The 17,058-nt window shown below is 57.1% G+C and carries 14 protein-coding genes and 3 pseudogenes; 11 read left to right on the top strand and 6 right to left on the bottom strand.

What is annotated here, in order from left to right:
- Window positions 1-76: 76 nt before the first annotated feature.
- Window positions 77-175, top strand: a pseudogene (locus AC2FIR_RS23430) (IS6 family transposase); the annotation flags it as partial.
- A 150-nt stretch (window positions 176-325) separates the two neighbouring features.
- Here AC2FIR_RS23430 and AC2FIR_RS23425 read toward each other — a convergent pair.
- On the bottom strand, window positions 326-514 hold the full coding sequence (locus tag AC2FIR_RS23425; protein ID WP_496763377.1) for a hypothetical protein: 189 nt from the start codon (window positions 512-514) through the stop codon (window positions 326-328).
- Window positions 515-517: 3 nt separating this feature from the next.
- Complete coding sequence (locus tag AC2FIR_RS23420; RefSeq protein ID WP_496763373.1) at window positions 518-874, bottom strand: hypothetical protein; 357 nt, start codon at window positions 872-874, stop codon at window positions 518-520.
- Between the two features lie 701 nt (window positions 875-1,575).
- On the opposite strand from AC2FIR_RS23420, the gene AC2FIR_RS23415 reads away from it, so the two are divergent.
- Both AC2FIR_RS23415 and AC2FIR_RS23410 read left to right on the top strand, forming a co-directional pair.
- Complete coding sequence (locus tag AC2FIR_RS23415) at window positions 1,576-2,397, top strand: hypothetical protein (protein WP_496748217.1); 822 nt, start codon at window positions 1,576-1,578, stop codon at window positions 2,395-2,397.
- Window positions 2,398-2,763: 366 nt separating this feature from the next.
- Window positions 2,764-4,104: a hypothetical protein gene (locus AC2FIR_RS23410; RefSeq protein ID WP_496748218.1), complete on the top strand. Its 1,341-nt coding sequence runs from the start codon at window positions 2,764-2,766 to the stop codon at window positions 4,102-4,104.
- Window positions 4,105-4,240: 136 nt separating this feature from the next.
- Here the strand turns inward: AC2FIR_RS23410 and AC2FIR_RS23405 are convergent.
- Window positions 4,241-4,483, bottom strand: a pseudogene (locus AC2FIR_RS23405) (DDE-type integrase/transposase/recombinase); the annotation flags it as partial.
- A gap of 56 nt (window positions 4,484-4,539) precedes the next feature.
- Window positions 4,540-6,102 (bottom strand): annotated as a pseudogene (locus AC2FIR_RS23400) (DUF4158 domain-containing protein); the annotation flags it as partial.
- A gap of 82 nt (window positions 6,103-6,184) precedes the next feature.
- Between AC2FIR_RS23400 and AC2FIR_RS23395 the strand changes: the two are divergent.
- Entirely contained in the window at window positions 6,185-6,802 is a 618-nt protein-coding gene (locus tag AC2FIR_RS23395; protein WP_496763369.1) for a recombinase family protein, read from the top strand.
- Window positions 6,803-7,450: 648 nt separating this feature from the next.
- Complete coding sequence (locus tag AC2FIR_RS23390; protein ID WP_496763367.1) at window positions 7,451-8,311, top strand: tyrosine-type recombinase/integrase; 861 nt, start codon at window positions 7,451-7,453, stop codon at window positions 8,309-8,311.
- A gap of 4 nt (window positions 8,312-8,315) precedes the next feature.
- Here the strand turns inward: AC2FIR_RS23390 and AC2FIR_RS23385 are convergent, their stop codons facing one another.
- Together AC2FIR_RS23385 and AC2FIR_RS23380 are read right to left on the bottom strand one after the other, a co-directional pair.
- Window positions 8,316-8,633: a type II toxin-antitoxin system RelE/ParE family toxin gene (locus tag AC2FIR_RS23385; RefSeq protein ID WP_496748055.1), complete on the bottom strand. Its 318-nt coding sequence runs from the start codon at window positions 8,631-8,633 to the stop codon at window positions 8,316-8,318.
- Complete coding sequence (locus AC2FIR_RS23380) at window positions 8,630-8,893, bottom strand: hypothetical protein (protein WP_496748057.1); 264 nt, start codon at window positions 8,891-8,893, stop codon at window positions 8,630-8,632. Before AC2FIR_RS23380 ends, AC2FIR_RS23385 begins: the two co-directional genes overlap by 4 nt.
- Window positions 8,894-9,087: 194 nt before the next feature.
- Between AC2FIR_RS23380 and repA the strand changes: the two genes are divergently transcribed.
- The 6 genes from repA to cas1 form a co-directional block, all read left to right on the top strand.
- Complete coding sequence (gene repA / locus AC2FIR_RS23375; RefSeq protein ID WP_496748059.1) at window positions 9,088-10,323, top strand: plasmid partitioning protein RepA; 1,236 nt, start codon at window positions 9,088-9,090, stop codon at window positions 10,321-10,323.
- Window positions 10,313-11,248, top strand: a complete 936-nt coding sequence (repB, locus tag AC2FIR_RS23370) for a plasmid partitioning protein RepB (RefSeq protein WP_496748061.1) — start codon at window positions 10,313-10,315, stop codon at window positions 11,246-11,248. Before repA ends, repB begins: the two co-directional genes overlap by 11 nt.
- Window positions 11,249-11,447: 199 nt before the next feature.
- Window positions 11,448-12,638 carry a plasmid replication protein RepC gene (gene repC / locus AC2FIR_RS23365; protein ID WP_496763363.1) on the top strand — a complete coding sequence of 397 codons (1,191 nt, stop codon included), beginning with the start codon at window positions 11,448-11,450 and terminating at the stop codon, window positions 12,636-12,638.
- Window positions 12,639-12,901: 263 nt separating this feature from the next.
- Complete coding sequence (gene cas9 / locus AC2FIR_RS23360) at window positions 12,902-15,244, top strand: type II CRISPR RNA-guided endonuclease Cas9 (protein ID WP_496748065.1); 2,343 nt, start codon at window positions 12,902-12,904, stop codon at window positions 15,242-15,244.
- Window positions 15,174-16,112: a hypothetical protein gene (locus AC2FIR_RS23355; RefSeq protein ID WP_496763361.1), complete on the top strand. Its 939-nt coding sequence runs from the start codon at window positions 15,174-15,176 to the stop codon at window positions 16,110-16,112. Before cas9 ends, AC2FIR_RS23355 begins: the two co-directional genes overlap by 71 nt.
- A 76-nt stretch (window positions 16,113-16,188) precedes the next feature.
- A partial coding sequence (cas1, locus tag AC2FIR_RS23350; RefSeq protein ID WP_496763356.1) for a type II CRISPR-associated endonuclease Cas1 occupies window positions 16,189-17,058 on the top strand: 870 nt, incomplete at its 3' end.

Below are 17,058 nucleotides of genomic sequence, written 5' to 3'. Positions count from 1 at the left end.
CAACACCATGATTTATATCGGAAATAACACGATCACGACAGCGGAAACAGCGACTTACTTGGGGAATGTGGGCTAAAACCATTTTGACCAGAAGAGATCGCTCAACAGCAGAAACACCTTCAAGCTGACACGCAGTGCCGCTCTTGCCGAGTGGTGCGAACTTGAAATGGAATAGAGAACACCATCACTGGACTAACAGAGACGGGTTCGAATTTATCTACGAGCACTCTCGTGAAGTTCGACAATGCCTAGCATCCGAGTTTTTTCTCAGACCAGTAAATCCGCCGTGAATGGCAACTATGGCATCGCTCCGCTTGTTGTTGTATCAACGACCAAAAATATCAATTACCGCACCCGTCGTCGCTCCCACGGCCATGCCAGTTTCGGCGTCTCCGGCTAATGCGCCTATGCCAGCGCCGCCAACCGTGGCACATGCAGACAAGTGTGCAACGATAACCACTGCAGCAGCCAACTTTGTTGCAGGCTTAAAAACTCTTTTGTTCAGTGCAAACATGGCTCAGCGCTCCACAATTGTTACCCAGATCACATCCAGGACCGTTTCGTTCATTTCTTCGGGGTTGGCGGCATACCAAGCGTCTATTATGTCCATAGCCTGCTCGATGGAAACGTTTGCAGTTTCTCGGTATAGTTCCGGTATGGCAGATCCTCCTGCTCGCCCAGATTTTTTCTGCAACATGTAATCCGCACTCATTAGGTTTGAGATGCCCATTAAATACGAAAGCTTCTCTGACTTTTTGGATGCCGTCCACTCTTTGCCGGTGACGTATTGGCCGTCGGCAGATACAGGTGCGGAATTCCCAATCACCGCAAAAACGAAGAATAGTGCGACGCACACCCCTTTGAGATATTTCACTTCCAATCCCCCTTCTATGACAAATGAGCCGATTTGTGCAGACGACAAAGTCTGAACGGCCAAATCCCATCGCAATGCAGTCCGTGTAAACAAGTCAACCCTTCGTAATTTGATTAAATCTTGTGTTCGCCACAGCTGAAGAGTGTTCGATCCATTTTGGAGACGACGTCAGCAACCGCATGTCGTTTAAGCTGTCGGCAGGATAGCCTCTTGCTTACATATCCAGAGGACCTTTGGTGGCAGACTCACACGGCGCGTGTCGCGATACTCGATCGGTAGTTTAAGATTTGTTGCGGTCAGACGAATTCGAACCGGTCTCCGTTCATTATGAAGAACCGATCCTTAGCTCCTCCAAATAAAGGCGGGTTTAAGGGTCAGGTTAGTCGCAAAGCAGACATTCAACGAATTTTGGGCGACGTCTGCTTTGCGGACAGAATAGATCTTCGCATCTCATAAACAACCGCCGGTTTGCAGTACCGGTGTTCGGCTGAGTTGGAACGATTTCGGAAGGGTTTCCATGTCCCAACTGCCTGCGTTTTCAAAATCGTCAAGAATTTTCCGTCGAACGGTATCGGTGCACCTTCCACAATTTGTTCCATAACGAAGTGTTTGTGCGCAGAACATTTTATGTTGTACCATTCAGGTTCTTCACTCACATATTCTTAACTTATCTTAACTGGATTTCTGGGAGGGTAAGCCACATGCGTCATTTCTTTCTCGCCTTAGTGGTCTTGTTTGGAGGAGCGTTCCCATTTGCCTCGGCTCAGGCTTGCGACGCTAATTGTCAGGCAGCGAGAAAGGCTGCAAACCCTCTCGCCGACATCCGGGCAATCATGACGGACAATACAATTGCGTTCAAAACCGGCACAAATGACGAAGATAGCTATAACTTCCAGTTGCAGCCGGTTTACGCTTTGCCGGTCAACGAAAACGCAAATCTCGTTCTTCGTGGTATTATTCCGTTCCAAGGGCTTCAACCACAGACGTCATTGCCTCCGATTACGCCTGGCCCAACTCCCAACCCAAGTAAGGTGGAAGGTCTCGGAGATACTACTATTCAGGCCTTTTACGCTCCGACGCCTGCAGAAGGTGCTCCCGCGCTTGGCTTTGGTGCACAGGTTTCATTGCCAACAAGGAGCGACTCCGCTCTTGCAGGAGCAGGTTGGGGAGCTGGCCCCGCCTTCGTGATCTTTGGGCAAGCCGGTGAACTCTCGTGGGGCGGTGTAATCGGTCATATGTGGGGCGAGGACGGCTTCAGTACTTCGATCCTGCAGCCAATCCTTATCTACGGCCTTGGCGACGGATGGTACGCCGGCTACAACAACGTGATGTCCTACAACTGGAATGCGTCGGAGGGGTCCGACAAAGCTCTTATACCTTTGGGATTAATGGCCGGTCGTACGTGGGTCGTCAACGATAAGGGAACTGCTGTCGATGTGAACGCAGGCTACTATGCGGTCAATCGTTCGCCAATTGGCGGCCCTGACCGACAGTTCAAATTCGGTATATCGGTCTTCTTCTGAACAACTGTTTTTCGTGACAGTTCTCTGGTGCAGGAGCATCTTGCCTTGTCTGACATCAGGAACGTTTTCATTAATGCCGGAAACGGACGTTGGTTTGAACTGGAGCTACGTCTGCTTTGCGGACATTGCGGACAATCATGAGGAGTGATGTAACAGTCGCCAACGAGCCATTGCTGCCTTTTGATTCCAACTAGAATTGCAGCAAAGCAATTCTGTACTGCACACATTCAGTTATGGAAATCGCTGTCCGCGAATGCTTCTTGATTTCACTTCACCATCATTGGTTTACTAGTCATATACTTTGATGGATGGTCAAACACACAGGCAGATGCCATCTCTGCCTGTTCTTCGCGGGAAACGATGCGCATGCTTCAAAAGTTACTGACTAGCGGGTTGACGGCACTCATGCTGAGCGTGTCACCCTTGGCGTTACCTCTGTCGGCACCAGCTTATACGCAGGAAGCGGCAGCAACAGACGAGCAGGAGAGTAGGGTGTCGCTTGTCGACATGACCTCGCACACGGAACGTCTGACGGCCGCTTTGGTACGTGCGTCGCGGCTCTCGGAGGATGCGGCTCTGGACATTCAGTCGGACACCGGCAAACCCTATTGGACGGCACTGCGTTCTTTGAACGAAGCGGTTGGCAAGATGGCCAACGGTGCAGTTCTGAAAAACGAGAGCTTTCACGAAGGTCTCTCTGAGACGGCGCGGGAAGGCGCAGCTGTTATCGCCGCCTACGAGCTGTCCGGAGCGCAGGATGCAAAGGTTGAAAAAATCACCATTGCGCTCGAAGAAAATGTGACGACGCTTTACGATGCGTTTTCAAAGGCCTCCGAGAGAGCGAAGAAGGGTGCCGAGCTTTCCGCTGAGGAATTGGAGCGACTGGAGAAAATCAAGAAGCAGCAAGCTGAACTGCAGCGGCGCCTCGATGCCATGGAAAGCAAGGTCAAAAACAACAAACGCGCGATTGCTGGCCTAGAGGAAGTGCGTCGCCGGTCGGTGGCGATATCCAGTTACGGCCCGACGTCCGGCGACTTCCTCGCAGCTTTGATTGCCCTGCGCATTCTCGATGGCATTATTTGGGGGTGCCATCCGTGGTGGGGGCCATGGGGCGTCTGGTACGCTGACTACTCGGTTGTTATCATTGACACATATGATGACTATTACGATGCGGTTCCCTACGATTGGGATTACTATGGCGATGTCGAAATCGAATATGATCTCGCCCTTGCAGATGACGCTGACATCCTGATGGACGATGGCGAACTCGCGGAGACCTTCGACTATATCGAGGACGTCGATATTGACTACAGCGGGACCTTGCCCGATGAGGCACTTGAGGGTCTCGACGAGATCCAGCCGGAAGACTTTGACAATGAAGACCTAGGTCTGGATGAAGCGATGCTTGACGACTCGGATGCATCACTGGATGCAGACGTGGACACTCCGGAGGTCGATACTCTGGACGACGAGGATCTGTTCACAGTTGACACAGATAGTCTCGCTGAAGAGATGGCGCCCATAGCCGAGGAAGTCGCGCCGCTTACGGAAGACATTGCCCCCGTGATCGAAGAGGCTACCCCTATCATTGAAGCGGTGCCGATGGACCTTGGTAGCAGTGGCTTTGACGATGGTTTCGACGGCGGTTTCGACAGCTTCGACGGTGGCGGATTTGACGATATGGGCGGCGGCTTCGATGATTGGTGATCGGTAGCAGTAGGTTCAGTGTTATTAACCGCTTCAATCTGAACTGACCTTGTGAAAAGTGCCGGCAGGCAAATTCGAACTTGTATCCGTTTAGCTGGCATCGCGGCGCTGGCAGACGAATTCGAGCATGTCTCTATTAGGCCAGTGATGGTGTCCTTTTTTCCATGTAAAGTTCGCACCACTCGGCAAGAGCGGCGCTGCGTGTCAGCTTGAAGGTGTCTCGGCTGGTGAGAGATCTCTCCTGATTGAAGTGGTTGTAAACGGAGGAGTGAACAGCAGCGAATTTCTGCAAACTTCGCATGCGTCTGAAACGCTGCATGGCGCGTTCTCGTCGTCGGAACGGAAGGTGCGAGTTGTCTAAGCGATTGTTGAGCCACCTATGCGCCAGGAGTTGGGGTGAACAATCGAGACCAGCACGCTTTCGCGTGATGACGGCAAACGCTTCATACCTTCTGCCAGTCTTGCCTTGCGATCATCGAGCCAGATCTCAGGTTCGAATGGCATCGCCAGGCGCGGGCACGCCTTGGCTGTTTCTATCGGTACCAAAGCCTGTTTCAGATCAGCGTAACGCCGGGAGTGAGGCAGCCAGATATCGCCGGATCGGAAGGCTTCGCGCACCTGGAACAACACGGCGACCTCCCAGAGCCGATTGTCACCTGAGTCCTGAGCATTGAGGTGTCGATGCCATTTCGAGGTTCGGCGCAAGAAGCCAACCTGACGGGGTGCATCAGTTTGATCCTCGGCGATGACTTTTGTCGCCTGCATCAAGGGCGTCGCTACCGGGGCGGCGCAGATATCAAGCGCCCGCAGCATTCTTGGGGCATAACGCCGGAACCGGTAATATCCATGAACGACATGGGACAGGGCGTCAGCCGCCATCGTGTCGGTCAACTCGGCCGCGGTTGTCACCATGTTTTCGAGTTGAGACCAGCCACACGTAAGTTCAATGGCCGCGTCAAGGGACGCACCATCCGCCTTGGCTTCCAGCAGGGCGGCACCCAGATCCTTGAAGGATCGTAATGTTTCACGCAGCGATGATCTGGCATCTGCGATACGCGCGTCAGACAGCCTCTTCGCATCCCGCCAGGTCTTGCCAACAATCCGGTCGTGGGTTTCGATCACGGCATCGGCGATGGCTGCCTTCCACTCTACCGCACAGACGGCAAGGATCGCCAGGCGCCGGTCACTCGTGATGTCGCGCAACCCGTCGGCAAAGTAGCGCTCGCCTTGGCGTCGCAGGCGGGCGACCCGATGCGGCGGTACGTTGGACAAAATGTCCGGCGAGACGCCCAATTCATGCAAAAACTCCAACCGGTCCAGAAGTCGCGATGCTCCAGCCGAGTTGCCGCCCGCCTCGAAACGGCGAAGCCAGATGAACCGGGTGACATTGCCATCAACGATCTCGGTCAACAGCGCGTCCAGGCGTTCTTTTGTTTCATCGTCGATCCTGTTGACGATCCGGCTTTCGATCTGGCGTTCAGCCGACACCAGAGCATCAGCGCACAGCCGTTCGATGACAGAGATGCCGGGCAGGATCACCTGCGACCGGCCGCACTCTTCGACAAATCGGCGCGCCAGGTCGTCGTTGGATCGGGCCGTTTCAGCCTCGTTCTCAAGCCAGGCTTTCAGACTGCGCGCGCCTTGGCCCGAGAACATCTTGAAGCCATAGATCTGGCGCAGGGCGTGCAGGTGCTGCTGGCGGGTTTGCCGACGTGCGGCATAGGGTATGACATCGTCGCCGGTCAGACCCAACTGGGCCGCGATGAAGCGCAAGATCTTTTCAGGGATGACCTCGCCAGATGACAACAGCCGCCCTGGATAGCGTAGGGCGCAGAGCTGTAGGGCAAAACCGATCTTATTCTCCGGCCGCCGCCGTTCGTTGATGTGCTCGATATCGTCGTCTGCCAGCGTGTAATGCCGCAACATCAAAGTCTCGTCAGTCGGCAGATCGAAAAGCACCGAACGCTGGCGCTCGGTCAGAATGGATCGTCTTGGCATGTTGGTTTGTCCCTGTTAATCAGATATCTGTTCGGGACACATCTCGCATCAGCAAAATCAACGACTTGCAAGGTCAAAATCCATGGGGGTTCAACTGGGACAGCGTGCGGCCATCTATGCCAGAGTTTCCACCGCCGATCAGTCGTGTGACAGACAGGTGATGGAACTGACAGGTTTCGCAGAACGCGGCGGTTATGATGTGATCGGCGTCTTCAAAGAAACGGCCTCGGGTGCCTCCGCTAATCGTGTCGCCCGGAACCGAATTCTCGATCTGGCTCAGGCACGACAGATAGATGCCGTCCTTGTCAGCGAATTGTCCCGGTGGGGCCGCTCCACTCAAGACCTGTTGGACACTTTGAACAAGCTGGCAGGCTGGAAGGTTTCGGTCGTTGCCATGAGTGGTATGACTTTCGAGTTGGACACACCGCATGGCCGGATGATGGCGACCATGCTGGCAGGAATTGCCCAGTTCGAACGCGACTTACTCAGCGAACGCGTCAAATCAGGTCTTGCCGCAGCCCGGACCCGCGGCAAGAAACTCGGGCGCCAACCCGGACAACGGCCGAAATCCGACAAGCTTGCTCCGAAGGTCGTTCAAGCCGTGGCAGAAGGTCGATCATACCGATGGATTGCACGTGATCTCGGCATCAGCAAAAACACCGTGCTCGACATAATGAAACGGCACAGGGAAAGCTCTTAAGGTGTCATTCTACCCCCAGCCGGAACAGACCCCTCTTAGATCAGAGCGCCATCTGTCCCAAAATCTCTGACGACGGACAGTCGGTGGTAGAGTTCGAGATGTTAGCGCTATCATTTGCGAGCAACATAGCAATTACACAATTAGCTTACGTTAGGGAAGTCAAAAGTTCTAACGTGTCGGAAAACCGTTAAATGTTGACAGCACTATTGCAGAGTTTTGGTTACTCCAAATTTTGCGACACATCCAATATGTGCACAGTGACACAATCCCCTACCCACCTTACGCGCATAATTCGACTATTCTGCTCGTTACTTTAGCCACGCCATCAAATCCCTATTACACCCGATAAGTATCTCTTATCATGCTTGATTGATTTTACCGGGGAATGGGCGCAGAATGCGGGCCATGAAGTGTCGGTTTTCCTTAACCAATGGACTCGCGACGGCATTGGTCCGTAACCCGTAGACCCCTGCCCCGATCCGGCAGCAAACCATATTAGATGCAGCACAGTAACCTGCAATTTTGTAAACAAATACCGGCACAAATCTGGTCCGCATCTACACTTAAAGGAACAACTCAGCGTAAGGCCAACCATGAAACATGGTGAAAACAAGCAAGAACAGTCTACAGGTTAGGGAAAATCGACACATGAAGCCCCCTGCCCCATACCTCCCCGCCGCCGCCCCTGCCCTCTCGGAAACAGATCAGGAGGCGCTCACTGATCTTTATGTGCGCGGCACACCGGAAAACACGCTGCGCGCCTATGAGCGCGACCTGCTCTACGTGACGGCGTGGAAAATGGCACGCTTTGGCGCGGCGCTAGATTGGCCCAAGTCTGAGGCCACCGCCCTCGCCTTCCTCCTCGATCATGCCCGCGATCTCAGCGACGCCCCCGCCGAAGATCACGCCCGCCAAACCGCAGAGGCGCTGATCGCGCAGGGGCTGCGCAAGTCGCTGGCCACCTGCCGCGGCTCGCGCCGGGATTGCCTGGATCGGGCCTTGCTGATGCTCGGCTGGGCCTCAGGCGGTCGGCGCCGCTCCGAGATCACCGGGCTGATGCGCGAAGATGTCTCGTTGAAGGCGTTCGACGAGACAGGTGTGGTGTGGATCTCGCTGCTGGAGACCAAGACCACCACCAAGGGTGAGACGCCCCGGCTGGTGCTGAAGGGTCGCGCGGCCCAGGCGCTGGTGCATTGGGTCGAGGTGGGCGGGATCGAGGATGGCCCCCTGTTCCGCCCGGTCTCCAAAGCCGACCGGGTGTTGAGCCGCCGCCTCAGCCCGGATGCGGTGTACCAGATCGTCAAACATCGGCTGGCACTGGCTGGGCTCCCGGCAGGATTTGCCTCGCCGCATGGATTGCGATCCGGATTCCTGACCCAGGCCGCGCTGGATGGCGCCCCGATCCAGGCCGCCGTGCGCTTGTCCCTGCACCGCTCGGTCGCGCAGGCGCAGAAATATTGCGACGATGTCGATATTGCAGAGAACCCGGTAACGGATCTGCTAGGATAAAACACTAGCTGTGACGCGTTCCGGTGCGTGCGATCCAGTCGGCGCCGCCATAGGTGATCGCCATAACGTGGACCTCGTGCGCAACATCATCGACGGTAAAGGCGATTACGGCACGTCGAGCGGCCGGGATGGCACGCAAGCCCGGCAGGATGTGATCGCGCTTGGTCCCGCGATGGGGCAAAGAGCGCAAGCTTTGTGCGACATCGGCTATTTCGGCCAATTTGCGCTGTGCGACCTGCGGACCTGCGTAATCCACGATCAATTCGGCAATGGCAATCAGATCATCGGCCACCGACGGGTGGTAGCGAAGGTGGTATGTCACTCGCCGCGGTCCAGTCGGCGCAACGCTGGGGAAAAGATATCGTCATGGCCAACGAACTCGGCACGCGGTGTAGCGGCGCGGCGGCGAATTTCATCAGCCATGGCGTCCAGTGCGACCTCACGCGCCTGTTCGTCCTCGATCATCCGCTCAACCGCAGCGGCGACAGCGGCCGAGGCCGAGGCATAGACCCCCTCACCGACTTTTTCTTTCAGGAATCGGTGGTGCCGGTCGGTAAAGCTGAGTGTGGTTTTGATCGTCATAAAATGCCTCCACAGTCATACTTTGTCATACCGGCCGCGCATGTCAAGCTTCTTTGCCTTGTAGTGCACGATGATATGGCCACAGGATATAGAAAAAACGCTTGCAAGAATCGTAGGTTGTGCTCCATTAATTACGGAAAGCAGTGAATAAAACGGCGACAAGCGTAACAACGCGGCGCCAAATGAGGGCAGAGATGGAGCAAGCAACCGCAGGTGCCACCGTATCGGAGGCGCAGCAGTCTGGCCATACACAAGAACGGATCGACCTGTTGGTGGGCGATCATGCCCGGCGCTTGTCAGAACGCCTGCAGGCGCATCGTGCGCAGCTGTTTCCGCCGGATGCCAAACGATCCCTGCGCAAATTCACGTCCGGAGAGGCGGCCGATTTGCTTGGGGTCAAGGATGCCTATCTGCGTAAGCTGCATTTGGATGGTCGTGGCCCCTCGCCCGAGACCCGTGCCGGCGGTCGGCGCTATTACTCTCCCGAAGATATCCAGGCGCTGCGCGAGCTGCTGGAAGCCGGTGCGAAGTCACTCGGCACCTACCTGCCCGGTCGGCGCGAAGGCGATCATCTGCAGGTCATCACCGTGATCAACTTCAAAGGTGGCTCGGGTAAGACCACCACTGCGGCCCATCTGGCGCAGAAAATGGCGCTGGACGGGTATAAGGTGCTGGCGATTGACCTCGACCCTCAGGCCAGTTTGTCGGCCTTGCACGGATTTCAGCCTGAATTTGACCTGTTGGATGGCGGTACGCTTTATGATGCGATCCGCTATGAGGATCCGGTGCCGCTGCGCGACGTGATTCAAAAGACCTATTTCACCAATCTCGACATCATTCCGGGCAATCTGGACCTCATGGAGTTCGAACACGATACCCCGCGCGCGCTGACGCAACGGGACGGTAACCTGTTTTTCACAAGGATCGGTGACGCGCTTTCTTCGGTGGAGAATGAATATGACGTTGTTGTCGTCGATTGCCCGCCGCAGCTCGGGTTTCTCACCATGTCTGCCCTATCGGCGGCTACGGCCGTTCTGGTCACGGTGCATCCGCAGATGCTGGACGTGATGTCGATGTGCCAGTTCCTGCTGATGACGTCGAACCTGTTGGGCGTGGTCAGCGAGGCCGGGGGCAACATGTCCTATGACTGGCTGCGTTATGTGGTGACGCGGTACGAACCCGGCGACGGTCCGCAAAACCAGATGGTCAGTTTCATGCGCTCGATGTTCGGGGATCACGTGCTGAACCATCCTGTGCTGAAATCCACCGCGATTTCCGATGCCGGGATCACCAAACAGACACTTTATGAGGTCGAAAAGGGCCAGTTCACCCGATCCACCTATGAGCGCGCCATCGAAAGCCTGAATGCGGTGAATGGCGAGATTGAAACACTGGTCCAATCTGCATGGGGGCGGATGAATGGCGCGTAAGAACCTGCTCAAGGGGCTGATGGACGCCCCCCCTGCCCTGCCTGCCGACGAGGCCCCGGCTCGCGTGGATGTGGCCAAGCCGCGCTATGGTTCGGGCGCGATCGGGGCGGTCAGCCAGTCGATCTCGGACCTGAAGTCGCGTGCGGTGCAAGAGATTGACCCGCGCATGATTGATCAGGGCGGTTTGCGAGACCGGTTGGAGGAAAACGCCGGCCTGCTGGAGCTGGTCGAGTCAATCCGTGAATACGGTCAACAGGTGCCGGTTCTGCTGCGCCCCAATCCTAACGACGGCGAACGCTTTCAGGTGGTCTATGGCCGCCGTCGTGTTGCCGCGCTGCGCGAGCTGGGCCAGCCGGTCAAGGCGCTGATCCGGGTGCTAGATGATCGCGCCGTGATCCTGGCGCAGGGGCAGGAAAACACTGCCCGCCGTGACCTGAGCTTTATCGAAAAGGTCAATTTCGCCCGCCAGATGCAGGATATGGGGTATGATCGCAAGGTGATCTGTGACGCGTTGCACGTCGATAAGACATTGATATCACGTATGCTTTCCGTATCCGACCGCATTCCCGAGGCGCTAATCCAGGCCATCGGGGCCGCCCCTTCGGTGGGTCGCGACCGTTGGCTGAAGCTGGCCGACCTGCTGCCTAAAGATCAGGTGCAACGGGCGGTGGACGCCGCGCAGGGCAATATGTCGGACGACCGGTTCGAGGCCGTTCTGACCGCCTTTACCCCACGCAAGCCCCCTGCGCCGCGAAACGCTGTGCCACTGAAAGGCGCGGACGGCACTGCGCTGGGTCAGATGCGACGCAGTGGCACCAAGGCGGTTCTGACCCTGAACACCAAAACGGCCAAAGGGTTCGAGGACTGGCTGGCAGAAAACATTTCAGAGCTTCATCACCGCTGGCAAACCGGTCGGGATGAATAACCCCGTAATAGCGGGATAAACGTGGAGCAGCGACAAGGAGGCACGAAACAGACAGGACGGAAAGAAAAGACCCCTCAGAACCGAAGTTCCAAGAGGCCTGAATTGGTGATTTAGCACCTCCGATTCTATGGCTTGTAGTTGACGGTTGTCAACTGGCGTCGAGTCCGGCGGGTGAAAAAGTTTTGTCTCGTGACAGCATATGGAACACATCACAACGACGCCCTTTGGGCGGCGGCCGGTAACGGCTGGACTGATAGAACAGGCGGTGGCCATGCAGGCGGCGCCTGAGGTAACGCATATCGACAAATGGGATCTGTTGCGCGAACTGTGTACCGCGCGCAGCGCTTACAGCGTCTCGGACCGGGATCTGGCGGTTTTGAACGCGCTGGTTTCTTTTCACCCCAATGCGACTCTGTCGGACAATGACAGCCTGATTGTCTTTCCCTCGAACGTGGCGCTGTCCGAGCGCGCCCATGGCATGGCCGAAAGCACCCTGCGTCGGCATTTGGCGGCGCTGGTCCATGCGGGCCTGATTGCGCGCCATGACAGCCCCAATGGCAAGCGCTATGCCCGCCGTGGCGCGGATGGAGAGATCGCCCGCGCCTTTGGCTTTGATCTGCGCCCCCTGCTGCACAACGCGGCCCAGATCACGGACGCCGCAGCACAAGCACGGGCAGATCAGACCCGTCTGGCCGCCGCACGCGAGAAACTATCTCTGCTCAAGCGGGATGCCCTGAAACTGGCGCTCTACGGCCAGGAAAACGCCCTGCCTGGCGATTGGGATGCGCTGCTGGCTGCCCTGCTTGAGGTTCATAAGCTTATGCGCCGCAAGTTGGACATGGATGAACTGGCTGATCTTGAAAACCGCACCTCGGACATCCTTGGGGATATCCGGGTGTTACTGGCAATGAAAACAGAAGAAATGAGCGGCAATGACAGTGAATTTGAGCGCCAGTATCAGAATTCAAAACCAGATACTCCTGAATCTGAACTTTGCCCAGAAATCGACAAGGGCGAAGGCGACGGGATCGAAAACCCTGACCCGGATCGCGATTTGCCACGGGTCCCATTGCATCTGATCCTGAAGGCTTGTCCGGATATTCTGCCCTATTGTGAACGCGATCCCCGTGAGTGGCGCGATCTGGTGGCGGCGGCCAGCTATGTGCGCGGCATGATGGGTATCAGCCCTTCGGCCTGGCAAGAAGCGCAAGAATTGATGGGGCCTGAGACAGCGGCCGTGACCGTGGCCTGTATCCTGCAGCGGTTCCGCGACATCAACAGTCCGGGTGGGTATCTGCGAGCTCTGGCCGCCAAATCCACGCTTGGGCAGTTTTCAACCGGACCGATGGTGATGGCGTTGCTGAACGGCTCTGGCCGGATGGCGGCCTGAACCATGCACTGTGAATTCCAATACTCAGTTGACAGCTGTCAACACGGTGTCTCGCGTGTCGGAAGATTTTGGTGAGGTCAAAAGAAAAGACGCAGGCCGTAGCCCGCGCCTTGATGTGGTGCAATCGAATGCTTGTTAACGGCTCGACCGCGAATTTTGAACGTGATGAGTATCGCTGGTTTTCACGTGTTTGCAAGTGCTTATTCCGATTGAATTATGTGTCTCGCGGTGACACTTTGTTTGCATTCAATGACAGGTGATTTATGCGACTAGGTCTCGATATCGGCACAAACTCGATCGGCTGGTTTTTGTACCAGACAGAAAACGGGGTCATTACGTCCGTTCTGGACGGCGGTGTGCGTGTTTTCTCGGACGGCCGAGATCCGAAATCCGGGGCGTCTTTGGCAGTGGATCGTCGGGCCGCTCGCGCGCAGCGGCGCAGACGGGATCGGTACTTGCGGCGCAAAGCGGCGTTGATGAAACGCATGGCCGAGGTCGGGTTGATGCCTTCGGACCCGGAACAGGCTCGGGCGTTGGCGCTTCTGGACCCTTACGCCTTGCGGGCCGAGGGGTTGGACCATGCGTTGCCGCTGACGCATTTCGGGCGCGCGTTGTTTCACCTCAACCAGCGGCGGGGTTTCAAATCGAACCGCAAAACGGATCGCGGCGACAATGAAAGCGGTAAGATCAAAGAGGCCAAGGCGCGGCTGGATCACGAGATGATGGTTCAGCGCGCGCGCACCTATGGTGAGTTTCTGCATATGCGTCAGAAACAGGCCCCGGATGCCAGACATACGCCTGCGGTCCGGACCCGGTTGACAATCGCCAAGCGCGGCCTGTCGGAAAAGGAAGAGGCCGGCTATGATTACTATCCCGACCGGAAGCATCTGGCGGATGAGTTCGAAAAACTCTGGTCCGCGCAAGCCGCGCATTACGATGGTCTGACCGACGAGCTGCGCGATGAGATCGCCACAATCATCTTTCACCAGCGCCCGCTGAAAGCGCCGAAGGTCGGGCCGTGTCTGTTAACCGATGAAAAGCGCATTCCAAGCGCGCATCCTTTAAACCAACGGCGGGTCTTGTTGGAAACCGTAAACGCCTTGCGGGTTACGGCACGGGGGCAGGGTGCCCGCACGCTAACCAGCGAAGAACGCGACCAGATCGTTCACGCGCTGGACAACAAGAACCACACCAAATCTCTGTCGGGAATGGCGATCAAGCTGAAAGCTCTAGGCAAAATCATCAAATTGCGCCCTGACCAGTCCTTTACGCTGGAAACCGCAAACAGGGACGCGATTGCCTGTGATCCGGTGCGCGCCAGCCTGTCGCATCCCGATAGGTTCGGGGCAGGGTGGTCGGCCCTGGATTGGGAGGCACAGTGCGATGTGATCAGCCGCCTGCGCGCGGTCCAGAGCGATCAGGATCATGCCGATCTGGTGGATTGGTTGCGAGCCACACACGGGTTGGATCGGGATCATGCCGAGGCGACGGCACACGCACCGCTGCCCGAAGGGTACGGACGGCTGGGCTTGACCGCCACGCGGCGCATTCTGACCGTACTTGAGGGGGATGTGATCCCGTACAGCGCCGCCGTTGCGGCCTGTGGCTGGCACCACTCTGATGGTCGCACGGGCGAAGTGCTTGAAATGCTACCCTACTACGGTGAAATCCTCGACCGTCACGTGATCCCAGGCAGCTATGACGCGAAAGACGACGACATCACCCGCTATGGCCGGATCACCAATCCAACCGTTCATATCGGCCTGAATCAACTGCGGCGTTTGGTGAACCGGATCATCACCGTTCACGGCAAGCCCGATGAAATCGTGGTTGAGCTGGCCCGTGATCTGAAACTGTCCGAGGATCAGAAGCGCGAGGTGCAACGCGAGATCAAGAAAAACACCGATGCGGCGATTGCGCGGGGTCAGAAGCTGGAAGAACTGGGCGTGCCCAACACCGGTGCGAACCGGATGCGCCTACGTCTGTGGGAGGCCCTAGGCGAAGATGTCATGAAGCGGAACTGCCCCTATAGCGGCCAGCGGATCAGTGTGGGTATACTATTTGACGGCTCCTGCGACGTGGACCACATCTTGCCGTACTCACGGACGCTGGACGACAGCTTTTGGAACAAAACGCTGTGTCTGAAAGAAGCCAATCGTGAAAAGGCCAACAAAACGCCTTGGGAAGCCTGGGGCGGCACCTCGCAATGGGAGGCCATCGCCGCAAACCTCAAACATCTGCCCGATGCGAAATCCTGGCGCTTTGCCCCCGACGCGATGGAGCGGTTCGAGGACGAGAACGATTTCTCGGCCCGGGCGCTGAAGGACACGCAATACCTGTCGCGCATTGCACGCAGTTACCTTGAGGCGCTGTATGACGGGCAGGATGGCAAAAGCCACGTCTGGGTGGTGCCCGGCAAGCTGACCGAGATGCTGCGCCGTCACTGGGGGTTGAATGGAATTGCCGAGTTGACAGATGTCAACTCCCGGACCGTCAAGGCCAAGAACCGCACCGATCACCGCCATCACGCGATTGATGCGGCGGTCATCGCGGCCACGGATCGCGGATGCGCATCACCGCGAGGAAACCATAGGGGCCGAACGTGACGCGCGGTCCACGCCACTGCCGTGGGAGGGGTTCCGGGCCGACGTGGCCGTGCAGATTGCGCGGATCACCGTTAGCCATCGTGCCGATCACGGGAGCGTTGATCCGACGGCGCGCAGGGCAGGGCGGGACAGTACGGCCGGGCGGCTGCACAATGACACCGCCTATGGTGTGGTCGATGGTGATACGGTTGTCAGCCGTAAGCCTCTAACCGCGCTCAGCCCCAAAGATATTGAGATCACCACGCGCGGTGCCAATATCCGTGACGCCGATCTACAACGGCACCTGGTACGCGTGACCCGAGGTCTCGAAGGCAAGGCGTTTGAGGCCGCTCTGATCGCGTTTGCGCAAACCCCGAAACTGCCTGACAACAGTGATAATCCCTATCTCGGCCTGCGTCGGGTGCGGATGATCGAGGCATTGCAGGACAGAGCGCGGGTTTCTGTAAAGGATCGGGACGGCAAAACATTCAAAGCCTACAAGGGCGACAGCAACCATTGCTTTGAAATCTGGCGTCTGCCCGATGGCAAGCTCAAGCCGCAGGTCATTACCACGTTCGAGGCACACCAGCCGGGGTTGGACAAGAAACCGCACCCGGCGGCAAAGCGACTGCTGCGCCTATTTAAGCGGGATATGGTGGCGCTGGAGAGGGATGGTGAGACGATCATCGACTATGTGCAGAAAATCACGGCTGCTCATGGCCCCTTCATTGCCCCTCATACAGAAGCAAATGCAGATGCGCGGAGTCGTGATACTGCGGACACTTTCAAGCTGATTCAAATGGGTATCGGCCCACTTACAAAAGCGGGAATTCGCCGCGTCTATGTCGATGAGATGGGCCGCCTGACCGATCCCGGCCCACGCGCTTGATCCGAAATTTTGAGAATCCAGCATTATGCAATAAAATCAGCATATTACTGATTTGCATTATTTCGGATTGTTTGTTTTGGACCAGATTATTGATATCGCCTTGGACGGGCGACACTTGTCCCGTGACCGGGGTTTTCTGAAAGTTTCCGAAGACGGGGCCGAGGTCGGACGCACGCCGCTGGACCAGATTGCAGCCGTGATCGTTCACGCCCACGGCACGACCTGGTCGACCTCTTTACTGACCGAGTTGGCCGACCGGGGGGCACCCGTGGTGCTGTGTACAGCCAACCATGCCCCGAAATCCGTGCTGTTACCGATCGAGGGCCATCACGCGCAGGGAGCCCGGTTGCGGGCGCAATGGGGGGCTAAGGCTCCGTTTCTGAAACAAGCCTGGAAACGGGTGGTCGGGGCCAAGGTGACCATGCAGGCCGCAGCTCTGGACGCCTTCGGAGAAGCCCCGGCGCCGTTGCAGATGATGGTACGCAAGATCACCTCGGGCGATGGCACCAACATCGAGGCGCAGGCGGCGCGTTATTATTGGCCTCGGATGATGGGGCCCGAGTTTCGCCGGGATACGGGGCAGGGGGGTGAGAATGCCTTGCTGAACTATGGCTATACGGTCCTGCGCGCTGCCACAGCCCGGGCGGTGGTGGCCGCCGGGTTGCACCCAACCATCGGATTGTTCCACTCAAATCGCGGCAACGCCTTTGCGCTGGCCGATGATCTGGTCGAGCCATTTCGGCCGCTGGTCGATTGCGCCGTGCGCACCATAGTGGCGCAGAGCGGTCCGCAGGTGGACAGTGCGGCCAAACAGGCGCTGGCGCGACTGATTGCCACCGATCTGCCGCTGGGGGAGGGTCTGACGCCGGTACCTCATTCGTCGTCGTCCCCATCCGCGATCATGCTTTTTTTGAGCAGCCGCAGTTCAAGAGCCTGTTCTGCCACA

The sequence above is a fragment of the Ruegeria sp. CDSB136 genome (genome assembly GCF_059610965.1).
Note: the sequence above shows the minus strand (reverse complement) of the source record. Positions and strands in the feature narration are given on the sequence as shown.

Coding starts and splice junctions, on each gene's coding strand:
- AC2FIR_RS23425 (WP_496763377.1), bottom strand. CDS start 514: ATGTTTGCACTGAACAAAAGAGTTTTTAAGCCTGCAACAAAGTTGGCT.
- AC2FIR_RS23415 (WP_496748217.1), top strand. CDS start 1,576: ATGCGTCATTTCTTTCTCGCCTTAGTGGTCTTGTTTGGAGGAGCGTTC.
- AC2FIR_RS23410 (WP_496748218.1), top strand. CDS start 2,764: ATGCTTCAAAAGTTACTGACTAGCGGGTTGACGGCACTCATGCTGAGC.
- AC2FIR_RS23395 (WP_496763369.1), top strand. CDS start 6,185: ATGGGGGTTCAACTGGGACAGCGTGCGGCCATCTATGCCAGAGTTTCC.
- AC2FIR_RS23390 (WP_496763367.1), top strand. CDS start 7,451: ATGAAGCCCCCTGCCCCATACCTCCCCGCCGCCGCCCCTGCCCTCTCG.
- AC2FIR_RS23380 (WP_496748057.1), bottom strand. CDS start 8,893: ATGACGATCAAAACCACACTCAGCTTTACCGACCGGCACCACCGATTC.
- repA (WP_496748059.1), top strand. CDS start 9,088: ATGGAGCAAGCAACCGCAGGTGCCACCGTATCGGAGGCGCAGCAGTCT.
- repB (WP_496748061.1), top strand. CDS start 10,313: ATGGCGCGTAAGAACCTGCTCAAGGGGCTGATGGACGCCCCCCCTGCC.
- repC (WP_496763363.1), top strand. CDS start 11,448: ATGGAACACATCACAACGACGCCCTTTGGGCGGCGGCCGGTAACGGCT.
- cas9 (WP_496748065.1), top strand. CDS start 12,902: ATGCGACTAGGTCTCGATATCGGCACAAACTCGATCGGCTGGTTTTTG.
- AC2FIR_RS23355 (WP_496763361.1), top strand. CDS start 15,174: ATGCGGCGGTCATCGCGGCCACGGATCGCGGATGCGCATCACCGCGAG.